This window comes from Labrys sp. WJW, from assembly GCF_001676615.1.
Taxonomy (GTDB): Bacteria; Pseudomonadota; Alphaproteobacteria; order Rhizobiales; family Labraceae; genus Labrys; species Labrys sedimenti.
On record NZ_LYXZ01000006.1, the window covers coordinates 175783 to 188754 of the forward strand.

14 protein-coding genes are annotated in these 12972 nt (G+C 65.5%); 6 read left to right on the forward strand and 8 right to left on the reverse strand.

Features of this window, described 5'->3' with window-relative positions:
• Positions 1-46: 46 nt before the first annotated feature.
• From BA190_RS05215 to BA190_RS05235, 5 genes are all read right to left on the reverse strand, one after another.
• Positions 47-970 (reverse strand): GNAT family N-acetyltransferase, encoded by a 924-nt coding sequence (locus BA190_RS05215; protein WP_371260291.1) that lies wholly within the window; start codon positions 968-970, stop codon positions 47-49.
• A 124-nt stretch (positions 971-1094) separates the two neighbouring features.
• Positions 1095-1739, reverse strand: a complete 645-nt coding sequence (locus BA190_RS05220; protein WP_068283616.1) for a Pr6Pr family membrane protein — start codon at positions 1737-1739, stop codon at positions 1095-1097.
• A gap of 67 nt (positions 1740-1806) precedes the next feature.
• Positions 1807-2460 carry a Pr6Pr family membrane protein gene (locus BA190_RS05225; protein WP_068283619.1) on the reverse strand — a complete coding sequence of 218 codons (654 nt, stop codon included), beginning with the start codon at positions 2458-2460 and terminating at the stop codon, positions 1807-1809.
• 133 nt (positions 2461-2593) lie between these two features.
• Positions 2594-2932, reverse strand: coding sequence for a hypothetical protein (locus BA190_RS05230; RefSeq protein ID WP_068283622.1), 339 nt, complete (start codon positions 2930-2932; stop codon positions 2594-2596).
• 106 nt (positions 2933-3038) lie between these two features.
• A complete protein-coding gene (locus BA190_RS05235) occupies positions 3039-4577 on the reverse strand; it encodes a YifB family Mg chelatase-like AAA ATPase (RefSeq protein ID WP_068283625.1) in 1539 nt (512 codons plus the stop codon).
• A 218-nt stretch (positions 4578-4795) separates the two neighbouring features.
• Between BA190_RS05235 and BA190_RS05240 the strand changes: the two genes are divergently transcribed.
• The 3 genes from BA190_RS05240 (at position 4796) to BA190_RS05250 (ending at position 7739) form a co-directional block, all read left to right on the forward strand.
• Entirely contained in the window at positions 4796-5710 is a 915-nt protein-coding gene (locus BA190_RS05240) for a LysR family transcriptional regulator (protein ID WP_068283628.1), read from the forward strand.
• Positions 5711-5910: 200 nt separating this feature from the next.
• Positions 5911-6666, forward strand: coding sequence for an SDR family NAD(P)-dependent oxidoreductase (locus BA190_RS05245; RefSeq protein WP_068283632.1), 756 nt, complete (start codon positions 5911-5913; stop codon positions 6664-6666).
• Between the two features lie 71 nt (positions 6667-6737).
• Positions 6738-7739 (forward strand): zinc-binding dehydrogenase, encoded by a 1002-nt coding sequence (locus BA190_RS05250; RefSeq protein WP_068283635.1) that lies wholly within the window; start codon positions 6738-6740, stop codon positions 7737-7739.
• A 231-nt stretch (positions 7740-7970) separates the two neighbouring features.
• Here the strand turns inward: BA190_RS05250 and BA190_RS05255 are convergent, their stop codons facing one another.
• Positions 7971-8402, reverse strand: coding sequence for an NUDIX hydrolase (locus BA190_RS05255; RefSeq protein WP_068283638.1), 432 nt, complete (start codon positions 8400-8402; stop codon positions 7971-7973).
• 210 nt (positions 8403-8612) lie between these two features.
• Between BA190_RS05255 and BA190_RS05260 the strand changes: the two genes are divergently transcribed.
• Together BA190_RS05260 and BA190_RS05265 are read left to right on the forward strand one after the other, a co-directional pair.
• Positions 8613-8852, forward strand: coding sequence for a hypothetical protein (locus tag BA190_RS05260; RefSeq protein ID WP_068283641.1), 240 nt, complete (start codon positions 8613-8615; stop codon positions 8850-8852).
• A 160-nt stretch (positions 8853-9012) separates the two neighbouring features.
• Positions 9013-9465, forward strand: coding sequence for a GNAT family N-acetyltransferase (locus BA190_RS05265; RefSeq protein ID WP_162275047.1), 453 nt, complete (start codon positions 9013-9015; stop codon positions 9463-9465).
• A gap of 17 nt (positions 9466-9482) precedes the next feature.
• On the opposite strand, the gene BA190_RS05270 is transcribed toward BA190_RS05265, so the two are convergent.
• Together BA190_RS05270 and BA190_RS05275 are read right to left on the reverse strand one after the other, a co-directional pair.
• Positions 9483-10352: a hypothetical protein gene (locus BA190_RS05270; protein WP_068283645.1), complete on the reverse strand. Its 870-nt coding sequence runs from the start codon at positions 10350-10352 to the stop codon at positions 9483-9485.
• Positions 10353-10508: 156 nt separating this feature from the next.
• Positions 10509-11678 (reverse strand): citrate/2-methylcitrate synthase, encoded by a 1170-nt coding sequence (locus BA190_RS05275; RefSeq protein WP_068283648.1) that lies wholly within the window; start codon positions 11676-11678, stop codon positions 10509-10511.
• Between the two features lie 197 nt (positions 11679-11875).
• Between BA190_RS05275 and BA190_RS05280 the strand changes: the two genes are divergently transcribed.
• Complete coding sequence (locus BA190_RS05280; protein ID WP_068283916.1) at positions 11876-12967, forward strand: citrate synthase/methylcitrate synthase; 1092 nt, start codon at positions 11876-11878, stop codon at positions 12965-12967.
• Positions 12968-12972: the final 5 nt, after the last annotated feature.

A 12972-nucleotide genomic window follows, 5' to 3' on the forward strand; every position in this document is an offset into this window, starting at 1 on the left:
CCCCTACGGTCGTCTTAGACATGCCGGTCTGAAGACCGGCACACCGCTACGCCGCGTGGCGTTCCGCGCCGGCGCCGAAATGGCCGACATAGCGGGCGCTGATCTTCTCGACCGGCAGGACCACCAGCACGTCGGTGGTGCCGAACTGGTGGTCGACCACTGCGCCGTCGCCGAAAGTGGCGCCGAGGCGCAGATAGCCCTTGATCAAGGGCGGCAGGGCATGCAGCGCCTGCTTGACGTCGATGCCTTCCTTGGCGATGCGGTTCATCGAGACATAGCGCTCCGGCACGGCCTTGACGCGCCATTCGCCCTCGGCGGCAGCATGGTGGTGCAGGAAGGCGAGCGGCAAGGCAAGGCGGCTCGGGTCGGTGCCCTCCAGGCTGGCGCAGCCCAGCATCACATCGATCTTGTGATGCAGCACATAGGTCCAGATGCCGTGCCAGAGCAGTTCCACCGTGCGCTTGTTGCGATAGGCCGGCAGCACGCAGGAACGGCCGAGCTCGAGGAAGCGGCGGCCGGGATGGGCCGCTATCAGCGGCTCGATGGCGTATTCGCCGGCTGAATAGAAGCCGCCATGGCGCTCGGCCACGTCCTGGCGCAGCAGGCGATAGGTGCCGACCACACGGCCGCCCGGCTTGCCCAGCTTGGTGGGAGCGTCATGGTCGATCACCAGCAAGTGGTCGCAGAGCGTGTCGTAATCGTCGCGGTCACGCCTGGAGATCAGGGACAGCGCGTCCGGGATGGCGGCCATCTCCTCGTAGAACACCTGATAGCGCAGCTTTTGCGCCTTCTTCACGTCCCTTGCGGTCTCAGCCAACCGCACTTCCAGGGAGCCGATGCGTCCGAGAGTCATCGGCAGACCGATATTCTCGATGCGGCGCTGGCGCAAGGCGGGCTTGAGCCGGCGGCGCGGCGCCAAGGGCACGATGCCGGCCGGCAGCTTGCTGCCCCAGCCGCGCGGATTGATCATTGCAAACAAGCCTTTCGGCGTCGTCGTCGGCATCTTCAGCCCCTGCCCGAATCCCCATCGGAGCAGCATCATCACAGTTTTCGCACGGATTTGTGACAACAAGCCGCAGTATCGAGTTACCTGATCAGGCAGTCCCAGCCGGCGCCGTGGCCCGGTCGATCGCCACCACGATCAGTCCCAGCACAAAGAAGCCTGCCAGGATGACGAGGCCATTGGCGAGGGCGCCGCCATAGCCGAGAACCGTGACGTCGCCGAAGGGATAGAGGTAGCGGCCGGTCAGGGCGCCGTAGAGCAGCGAATAGGCGACATAAAGCAGGGGATAGAGCAGCCATGTCACGGGATCGCGCCAGCGCAACTGGCCCTTGGGCACGAAGAGGAGCCAATAGAGCACGAACAAGACCGGCACGACGCGATGCAGGGTGTCGTCGGCCAGGCGATCCAGGCCATGAGTCTCGCGCAGCCCGGTGAGAAGGGCTGCGAAGATCACGCCGACCACGAAGATATAGATGGCCACGGCTGCCCGGGTTCCCGGCCGGGTCAGCAAGCCGTCGCGTTCTCCGAGAAGGGCGCTGGCCCCGGACACGATCGCCACCAGCGTGTTGGTGAGCACGGTGAAGTAGCTGAAGACGAGGATGACGCCCTCGAGCGCGCTGCCTCCCCGCGCCTGCACGGTCTCGATGCCCAGCAGCACCTGCAACAGCACGGCGCCGCCCGCGATGAGCGCGATCACCGCTGCGAAGAGGCGCCCGAGCCCCGGATTGCCTGTCACGACGTACCTCGCTGTGGCTGCGATCGGCAGCTTAGCAATGGATCCGTCATCATGATACCGTCAAACGTCATTGCCGGGCCCGGATGGCGGAGCCGGCGAGTGCGCGATCGAGTGCTACCAGCGCGAGGCCAAGGCCGTAGAAGGCCAGAAGGATGAGGGCGGCATTGGCGAGGGCGCGGGGATAACCGAGCACCGGCACGTTGGAGAAGGGGTAGAGATAACGCCCCGTCAGCGCACCATAGATCAGCGAATAGACGACATAGAGCGCCGGAAAGGCGAGCCAGCCCAGCGGATCGCGCCAGGTGAGATGGCCCTTCGGCACGAAGAAGAGCCAATAGAGCGCGAAGAGCACCGGCACCACCCGGTGCAGGGCGATGTCGACGGGGACGGCGAGGCCCGTCAGCTGTCGCAATCCGGCGAGAAGCACGGCATAGATCACGCCGACGATGACGATGTAGACGGTGACGGCCGCCCGGGTCGAGGGCCGGGTCAGGAATCCATCGGCCTCTCCGCGCAGGGCGCAGGCGGTGGCGACGATGGCCAGGATCACATTGGCCTGCAGTGTGAAATAGCTGAACACGGTGACGAGGCCGTCGAGCGCCGTCCGACCCTGTGCCATCACGAAGGACGTTACGATCCAGGCACGCAGAACGACGGCGAGCCAGGCCGTGACGGCGATCAGCGCCGCAAAAAGGCGTCCGGCTGCCTGGCTGCCCGTCATGAATCACCTCGATCGCTGCTGCGGCTGGCAACCCAGTCTAAAGCATCGAGCCGAAAAGTGGACGCCGGTTTCGCGAGAACGATGCGGCCACAATAACTTACGGCCTCGGCCGAGGCTGGCAAACCCGCAGCGGTCAATAGGGATCGCTGCGTTCGAGGATCTCCTGGCCCATCAGCACGCAGTCGCCCGGGATCTGGGCGTAGATCAGGCGCATGCGATACTCGCCCTTGTAGATCGAGCCCTCGACCTCGATCACATCGAAACGCCCCTTGCCGACCAAGGCGCCGACGGTACCGATCGCCTTGACGCTATCGGCATCGACGCGGGCGCGGTCGTCATTGTCGGAATGGAAAGCCAGCAGCTTGGTGGCCTGCTTCACCGCGGCATCGGCGCAGCGGGGGCGGGGAGCGGCCAGGGAAGCGGTGGTGCCGGCGAGCAAGGCAAGGGAGGCGAGAAGGACGGGAATGCGCATGACATGTCTCGGGTGAACATCGGCTGGGTGGTGTCTGCAGATAGCGGCTTGGCGGCCGCGTCGCCAGTCCGTCCATGCCATGGATGCTGTGCAGGGGAGGTCGAACCTATGCCAGCACCGTCGCCCTGTCCGTCCGCGCCCGGTAGCTCAGGGCCTCGGCGATGTGGATGCGGCCGACATCGGCCTCGCCGTCGAGATCGGCCAGGGTGCGCGAAACCCTGAGCACGCGGTGGAAGCCGCGGGCGGACAGGCGCATGGCTTCCGAGGCGTCGCGCAGGAGCTTGGTGGCCGCCGCATCGGGGCGGGCGACCTCCTCGACCACATTGACCGGCACGCTGGCATTGGTGGAGCCGTCGGGCAGGCCGAGCGTGCGATAGCGCCGGGCGGCGCGGTCGCGGGCCTCGGCCACCCGGGCCGCCACCTCGGCCGAACCCTCGGCGGGCGGCGGCAGGATGAGATCGGCGGCCGAGACGGCAGGCACCTCGACGACGATGTCGATGCGGTCGAGCAGCGGGCCGGAGATCCGGGCCTGGTAGTCGGCGGCGCAGCGCTCCACCGGCCCGCGCCGGCAGGCGAAGCCGGGATCATTGGCCTTGCCGCAGCGGCAGGGGTTCATCGCCGCGACGAGCTGGATTCGCGCGGGATAGGTGACGCGGGCATTGGCCCTGGCGATCACCGCCTCGCCCGATTCCAGCGGCTGGCGCAGGGCATCGAGGGTCTGCGGCGCGAATTCCGGCATCTCGTCGAGAAAAAGCACGCCATGATGGGAGAGCGAGACTTCACCGGGCCGGGCATGGATGCCGCCGCCGATCAGCGCCGCCATCGAGGCTGAATGATGGGGCGCGCGGAAGGGGCGCCGGCTGGTGAGCTCGCCGCCGGCGAGGTGGCCCGCCACCGAATGGATCATCGAGATTTCCAGGAGCTCAGCCGGCACGAGCGGCGGCAGGATCGAGGGCAGCCGCGCCGCCAGCATCGATTTGCCGGAGCCGGCGGGCCCGATCATCAGGAGATTATGCGCGCCGGCGGCGGCCACCTCCAAGGCGCGCTTGGCGGTCTCCTGGCCCTTGATGTCCCTGAGGTCAGGCAGGGCGGCCGGCGCGGCGGCAATGCGCGGCTGTGGGCGGGAAAGCAGTTGCGTGCCCTTGAAGTGATTGACGAGCTGGATCAGCGAGCGCGGGGCGAGAATGTCCATGTCGGGGCCGGCCCAGGCCGCTTCCGGCCCGCAGGCGGCCGGGCAGATCAAGCCGAGCCCTCGGCCATTGGCGGCAACGGCCGATGGCAGCACGCCGGCGACCTTGGTGATGGTGCCGTCGAGGCCGAGCTCGCCCAGCACGCAATAGCCTTCCAGGGCGTCATGCGGAATGGCGCCGATGGCAGCCATCACACCGAGCGCGATCGGCAGGTCGAAATGCGAGCCTTCCTTGGGCAAGTCGGCCGGGGCGAGATTGACGGTGATGCGCTTGGCCGGCAGGGCCAGGCCGGCGGCGGTCAGGGCGGCACGCACCCTTTCGCGCGCCTCCGAAACCGCCTTGTCGGGCAGGCCGACGATGGTGAACACCACCGAACCCGTCATGATCTGGACCTGCACGTCGACCTGGCGCGCTTCCACGCCCTCGAATGCCACCGTCGCGACGCGCGATACCATCTCGTTCTCGTTTCCCCATCAACCCCGCCGACGATAGCGGGGAAGCGCGGCACCGCCAAGCAAAATGAGAACAAAACGTGATTATCGACTGCGAAATCGATAGCGCTTCGTGGCTTCTGTGGCCGTTGCACACGGCAAGACACTTGTACCGATCAGCAATGGAAACGCCGAACGAGCCGGGTATAGTCATCCCAGCGCTCCGACCAGGCAGGCCTCATTTGGATCAGATACTCGCCATACGCACCTTCGTTCGCGTCGCCGAAGCCCGGTCCTTCGCCAAGGCCGCGGACGCAATGAGCCTGCCCCGTTCCTCCGTCAGCAAGCTGGTGCAAGATCTCGAGGCGCATCTCGGGACGAAGCTTGTCGAGCGAACGACGCGCTCTGTGACAATGACCACCGAGGGCGCCGCCTATCATGAGCGCGCGTTGCGCCTTCTGGCCGATCTCGACGATATGGACGGCACCGTCGCCGGCTCTCGCAGCACTCCGAGGGGCAGGCTCCGCGTGGACATCGGGTCGGTTCTGGCGAACAGGATACTGATCCCCTGCCTCTCGGACTTTCAACGCCAATATCCGGACATCGACCTTCTTCTGGGCGTCAGCGACCGCTCCGCTGACCTCATAGGCGAAGGAATAGACTGCGTCATCCGTGGCGGTGCCCTCGTCGATTCTTCGATGAAGGCAAGGAAGCTGTGCGAGCTCGATTACGTCCTCTGCGCAGCGCCCACCTATCTCGAAGGTCGGGAGCCGCCCGCTCACCCCGACGATATCCGCAGGCACCGGGTCGTCAGCTATTTTTCGGCATCGTCTGGAAAACGATTTCCCTTGCGCTTCCAGCGGTTTGACGAACGAATAGAGTTCATGCCGACGGCGAGCGGTCTCTCGGTCAATGAAAGCACCGCACATCTCGGTTCGCTGCTTGCCGGCCTGGGGATCGGGCAGAGCTTCGGTTTCCTTGCAAGACCGCATATTGAGCACGGCTCGCTGGTCGAATTCCTTCCCGCCTGGAAGCCGGAGAACCACGCCCTGCACCTCGTCTATCCCGCGGACAGATTTCCCAATCCTCGATTGCGGGCATTCGCGGACTGGGCCCAGCAAGTGTTCGAGCACGTCGACGCCAGGCGTGGCGACTAGGTGCCCGAGATTGTCCATGTGAATGGATAATCTCTCCATGCCGGGCCGCTTCTCGCCGCCGGACTGACGAATTAGCTTCTCCACATCGGACGGCAACGACAGGCCAAGGGCCAGCGCCACCTCCCGAACAGTTTCAAAGCACCATTGGCCGCGTTCGCTCGGGCTGATCCGCTACGCGTGCCCAGTAACAGGAGAGTAAGATGACCAATAGACTTGCGAACAAGATCGCCGTCGTTACCGGCGCAACCAGCGGCATCGGCCTTTCGACCGCCAAGCTCTTTGCGGCCGAAGGCGCCCGCGTCTATATCACCGGCCGCCGCAAGGACGCTCTGGACAAGGCAGTGGCCGAGATCGGCAAAGGAGCGGTCGGCGTTCAAGCAGATTCCAGCAACAATGACGATCTCGACAGGCTCTTCGCTCAGGTGAAATCGGAACAAGGGTACCTGGACGTCCTCGTCGTTAACGCAGGCGGCGGCAGCATGCTTCCGCTTGGCCAGATCACCGAAGAACAAATTGACGACACCTTCGGCCGCAACGTGAAAGCCGTCATATTCACAGTGCAGAAGGCGCTCCCGCTGCTAGGCAAGGGGTCGTCGGTCGTGCTGACCGGTTCCACCGCCGGCACCGAAGGCACTGCTGCTTTTTCCGTCTACTCGGCGTCCAAGGCGGCCGTCCGCAACCTGGCCCGTTCCTGGGCGCTCGACCTCAAGGGCACCGGCATCCGCGTCAACGTCGTCTCGCCCGGTGCGACCCGCACGCCCGGCCTCGTCGAGCTTGCCGGGGACGACAGGGAGCAGCAGCAAGGTCTTCTGGACTACCTCGCTTCGCGCATTCCGCTCGGTCGCGTTGGGGAATCGGAGGAAATCGCCAAGGCGACGCTCTTCCTGGCTTCCGACGATGCAAGCTTCGTCAACGGCGCCGAGCTCTTCGCCGATGGCGGCCAGGCCCAGGTCTAATCTTGAGAGAGGTCTAATCTTGAGATGGGAGCGGCCGGCAACCGCTCCCCAATTTTCCAGGAGGATCAGCAATGCGCGCTGCAGTTTATTTCAAGCACGGAAAGCCTGAAGAGGTCCTTCAGACTGTCGAGGTCGAGGAACTCGAGCGCCCCGGTCGCGACGAAGTCCTGATCCGTGTGCTCCTTCGTCCTGTTCATCACGGCGATCTGCTCGGCGTAGCAGGACGCTACCAGCCTGGATCGGTCGTCCCGGAAGGCGGCGTCCGTGTCGGCTTCGAAGGCTATGGCATCGTCGAACAGGCAGGGGACGGAGCTGATCTGAAGCCAGGAAGGCGCGTTGCCTTCTTCCCCGGACGCGGCGCCTGGAGCGAGAAGGCCCTCGTTTCCGCCGAGTACGTCACCGAGATCCCCGACGATGTGTCGGACGAGGCTGCGGCGCAGCTTCACGTCAACCCGTTGACGGCTGCGCTCCTCCTCAGAGCCGTCGAGGCTTCGGGGGCGAAGCCAGGTCGCGATACCGTAGTTCTCACCGCCGCCGGGTCCGCCGTTGCCAGATTGACGATCGGGCTTCTTCTCGATCGCGGATTCGACGTCGTCGGCGTCGTCAGACGCGAGGCCGGCGTGAACGAGCTCAACGTCGTGTTTCCCGATCTGCCTGTTGTCTCCACCGACAAGCCTGGCTGGCAGGAGAAGGTCATCGCCGCGGCGGACGGGCATCCGATCGCCGTCGTCCTCGATCCGGTTGGCGGCGAAACGGCAAGTGCCGCTGCCGGGCTACTCACCCAGGGCGGCAGCCTTGTTTCCTACGGCGATCTTTCCGGCCAGCCGATTTCCGTGCCGGCACTCTACTTTTCGACCCGCGATATCCGCATTTCGGGAGTGACGATCGGACGTTGGTCGAACCTGCCCGCCGAGGTTCGCAAGGCCGATCTGGCGCTGGCGCTCGAACTTGCTTCTACCAAGCCGGAACTGTTCACGGTCGAGAAGACATTCAACTTCGCGGATGTGGGCCAGGCTGCGGCGCTTGTCGAAAAGCCCGGCAGGACTGGTACGGTCCTCCTCGCGTCGCGCTGAAGCGTTTTGCGATCTGGTGGAATTACCAAAAAACCTTGCCGCCAACCGCGCGGGAATGGCGTCGTCGTGGCCGAGCTCGCCCAGGACAGGTCGGCGATGGTGACCGCCACCGAACCGGTCACGATTCGGACCGACCCGGTCAGACCGCGGGTCTATCCATGCCGTCGTTCTTGAAATGGAGGCGCAGCTATTTCAATGCGCCTTTGCGAGATCGACGGATCGTAAGGCGCTTCAGGGTTTCATGCCCTGCAGCAAGGAGCACAGTCCCGGCTCTTCGACGACGAGGGCCGCATCGGCGGGCAGGACCCAGCGCACCTGGCGCTGGCCGATCTCCTTCCAGGTCGGCAAGGTCGCATTCACATGCAGAGGGTAGACGCAGACCTCGACGAGGTCGAAATGCTCGGCTTGGCGTTTCCAGTAGATGAAGCTGCCGCAAGGTTTTTCGCCTACGATCCCGACCAGGCCGGCTTCCTGCTCTGCCTCGATTCGTGCCGCTTCCCAATCGTTGCGCCCCTTCATCGGCCATCCCTTCGGGATCGACCAGCGGCTGGTCTCGCGCGTGGTGATCAAGCACACTTCGAGACGCCCATCCCGTTCACGCACGGGAAGAGCTCCAACTTGATGCCGTATATCGGGCTGTTTCTTTTTGTCCTTCTTGGCCATTGCCTCGACACTATAGCCTAAAAGCGCGGATATTATGTCAGATATTCGACCCAGATTGTTGTTTTGGCAACATCTGATCATCGAAAGGCAGCCTGCCTGTCCCAGCGAGTAGACGACGGCACGGTTTTCACCCTGTGCGGGACCTGCAGTGTGATGCCGTAAGATGTCGGCCGTCTGTCATGCTGGCATGCAACAAGAGGAGAGCCGCCGATGGATCCCAAGGAAGAATGGCTCCGCTATAGCGGCTGGGACGCCACCGAGCAGGACCGCCGGCTGCGCGACGGGATCGCCTCGCTCTTCGACCTGGAGAAGCCCACGCCAAGGCAGCAGCAGCTGTTGCATATGGCGAGCTTGCGGCTGACGCTTCAGGACCTGCCGGCTGCGGCCTATCCAGGCCAGGAGGCCGAGCTTCGCGCCCTGGCGGAGATCGAGTTCAAGGACCCGGCCTGATCGGCCTGTCCTGGCCCACGATGCTGTTTGGCCGGCGCCTGGCGTGGAATGGCCATATCGGGGCAGACGCCTTGCCGAACAGGCTCGGACGCATAGGCTGGGGTAAGGCAAAAACTCATCCGAAAGCGAACTGGCAATGCCCATGGAAGTCCGCACCGCGTTGCTGCAGGACGCCGGTTCGATGGCCCGACTCATCAACGAGATCATCGCGATCGGCGGAACCACGGCGCATCGCAGGCCTTTCGACGAGCACCGCATTCGTGCCGAATTCATCGCGGCGACGCGCGGAATCTGCTGTTTCGTGGCAGTGGAGAAGGTGCAGATCCTGGGTTTCCAAGCCCTCGAATGGTGCGATCCGGACTGGGCGGGCGAGGACCGGTTGCCGGCTGACTGGGCCGTCATCGGAACCTATGTGGCGCCTAAAGCACATGGCAGGGGCATCGGCCGCGCCTTGTTCCGGGAGACCGCGGCGGCGGCCAAGATGGCAGGCGTGCGCTTCATCGACGCCACCATCCGCAAGGAGAACGAAGGCGGCCAGGCCTTTTATGGGAGTATCGGCTTCGTCGATTACCGCAGCGGAGCCGAAAGCATTTCAAAGCGGTTCGCGCCCTGACGCCGGGGGGAGCGGGGTCAAGGGGTTGGAAGGGTGGCGAGGCTGTCCTTCAGAATGTCGGCCGGGATCAGGCCATTGCTCTCACCGGCGAACTGCATGTCGAAGAGCCGCCATTGTCCGTTGGTCTTGGCATAGGTCAGCCGGATGAACATCGCGTCCTTGTCGCTGACCGCGGCATAGTAGAACTGCTGGCGGAATCCATCCATTTCCCGGTCGATGATCTTCCGGATGTGGCTGAGATGATACGGCTTCAAGCTGTCGGCGAAGCGATCGATGGAGCGCTTCATGCCTTCGCTGGTGTCGGTGACGGCCTGCCGGATGGCGTTTGCGACGCTCTCGTAATCCCGCCTGGCGATGCCGGCCACGATCTTCTCGCTCGTTTCGTCGACCGCCGTGGCTGGTCCGGTCCGGTTGGCGCCGGTCAAGCCGACCAGGCTGCCTTCGAGGAGGCTGGCCGGAAAGAGCGCAGCCGAAGAGCCGGTCGCAAAGCGGAAGGCGCGATGGCGCCAGCCGCTGTCGTCCATCCGATAGGTGAAACGCATATAGACCGGCGTGTAGTTGTCGGCCCGTATCGCGACATAGATCTCGCGTATGGCCTCCGGAAAGGAAAGGTCGAGCACCGTGCCCGTCGAGCTCAGCGGGCGGCCCTTGAATGAGGCGAGGGCATCGCGCAGGCCCTTGCCGAATTCGCAGTCGGGGGCATTGCCAGCGCCGCAGGCAATCTTCATCACGCCGTCGAAATCCTGCCGGGTCAGCGCATCGACATAGTATCGGACCTGGGTTTCGGGATCTTCGACCGTCGGTATCTCCGCGGCTACGGCCAAGCGGGCGAAGCCGATGAACAAGGCGAGCGACAGAAGGAGGCGGTGCGTGAGACGGCGGGGCATCCGCGTTTCTCCAATGGGGCGGGATCAGGCCTGGCGGCGAAGGCGATGAATATCGCGCGCGACCGGACCGGGCGGACGCAAGCATGAAGCGGGCCCTCTTGCTGTGCCCTGCGGAACAGGGAGCGTCTACCTTGGCAAAAGCCGGTGCTGGTGGGGTCAGGCCGTCTCCGCCGCCGCTGTCTTCAGCGGCGGCCCGTCATAGTGGGCGCGGGGTCGGATCAGGCTGCCCCGGGCCGTCTGCTCCAGCATATGGGCGATCCAGCCGACCGAGCGGGCCAGGGCGAAGAGCGTGAAGGGCGCACTCGCCGGCAGGCCATGATGGTCGGCCAAGGCCGCGAGGGCGAAATCGACATTCGGCGGCTCGTCGCTATGTTCCGCCACGGCTCCGCGGATGTCCTCATAGATCTCGCTGCAGGCAAAGCAGGCCAGCAGGGCGGTCGCCCGGGGATCCCCATCGGGATAGAGCGGATGGCCGAAGGCCGGCAGGCGATGGCCGCGGGAGAGCCAGTCATGCACGGCGTGGCGAGTGCCGACGCGGCGGGCGGTCTCGGCCAGGGCCTGCACGCTCACCGCGGCTGTGCCGTGCAGCGGGCCGGCGAGGGTGCCCAGCCCCGCCAACAGGCCGGCGGCCAGCGGAGCGCCCGTCGATGCGGCCGTGCGGGCGGCGAAGGTCGAGGCGTTGAGCTCGTGATCCGCCAGTAGCACCAAAGCCCGCCGGATGAGGCCGGCGGCATCGGGCGCCTGCCAGGCCTGGGCCGCCTGCTGGTGCAGCGGCAAGGCACCATCGGAACCGCCGCCGAGCATGGCGGCTGCCATGGTGCCGACCAGGCCCGCCGCTTCCCGGCACAGCACGGCATGCGAGCGTCCGCCGGTGGGAAAGTCGTGGCTGGCTCGTCTCGCCAAAGCGAGCAGCGCGGCTTCGAAGGGATTGGCCGGGATCGGCGCGCCCTTGACGGTCGGCGGGAAGGCGAGGTCGACCCTGCCGACCTGCCAGAGCAGCCGCGCGATCTCCTCCAGGCCTGCCCGCTCCGACAGGCGGGCGGCGTCTTCGCCGCGATACCACAGGCGGCCATCCGCGATGGTGGAGAGGGCGGAGGCCAGCACGGGCTCACCAAAGGAGATGGTTTGCGCGGCGACGTCGGCTGCGCTGCGGCGCCCGGCGTGGCGCTCCGCCAGCCTTTTGACGTCCTCGCCGTGATAGAGGCTGCGCCGCACGTCCTGTGGGTGCGGCCTGGTGCGGATCCTGCCGCGGCTGACATTGGCATAGAGTGTCTGCGGCTGGACCTTGAGCAGGGCGAGGGCTTCTTCCGAAGTGATCCAGGACATCGATGCAATCGGGCTGATATATTGACGAAATCAATCAAGATTGACGTCAATGCTAAAGCGCCCAAATGCTTGTCGCAACCTTGTTCAAAGCGTTTTGCGATTTGGCGGAATCGCCAGGAATCGCAAAGACGCGTCGAATGAGGAGTGAGTACGAACAAGCGCTTATGTCCAAACGCGCTTTGCTCCAGGAGATTGCGATGAACAATGGATTGGACGATGTCATTGCCACCGAAACCGTGATGTCGGACGTGGACGGCCTTGCCGGCCGACTCGTCATTCGCGGCCATTCGCTCGACGATCTTGCCGGGCATGTCGGCTATGAGGAACTGGTCGGCATCCTGCTCGACGGCTTCTTCCAGGATCTGCCCGGCCCGGCGGAACTGGCGTCCCGCCTCGGCAAGGCGCGCTGCGAGGTATTCGAGTCGCTGGTCGCCGAGGGCATGCCGGATGCGGGTCTGCCTGCCACCGATGCGCTGCGCGCCGCCATGGCCCGGCTCCGGGATGGCGAGGACCTCGACACGGCGCTTCGGCTGATCGCAGCGCCCGCCGTGCTCACCGCGGCCATCACCAGGCAGCGGCGGGGCGAGGCGGCGATCGCGCCGGATCCGAAGGCCGGCCATGCCGCCGACATGCTGCGCATGCTGCATGGGACCGTACCACGTCCGGAGGAAGCCGCCGCCGTCGACACCTATCTGGTCACGGTCAGCGACCACGGCCTCAACGCCTCGACCTTCACCGCCCGGGTGGTCGCCTCGACGCAGGCCGGCCTGACCTCGGCGGTGCTGGCGGCGCTGAGCGCCCTGAAAGGTCCGTTGCATGGCGGTGCGCCGGGGCCGGTTCTCGACATGCTCGACGGCATCGCCGCTGCGCAGACGGCCGAGGCTTGGCTGGAGGCGGCCCTCGACCGTGGCGACAGGCTGATGGGGTTCGGCCATCGCGTCTACCGCGTGCGCGATCCGCGGGCGGAGGCCCTCAAGCGGGCTGTCACGGCGCTGTTCAGCCCGGGCACGAACGAGACAAGCCGTCTCGCTCTGGCCGAGCATGTCGAGGCGGCCGCGACCGGTATTCTCGCCCGCCGCAAGCCGGACCGGTCGCTGCAGATCAACGTCGAATTCTATACGGCCTTGCTGCTCGAAGCCCTCGGCTTCCCACGCGAGAGCTTCACCAGCGTCTTTGCCACCGGGCGGGTGGCGGGTTGGATCGGCCATGCCCGCGAACAGACCCTTTATGGCCGGCTGATCCGGCCGCAGTCCCGCTATGTCGGCCCGCGGCCCGACCAGGCTGCCTGAAACGC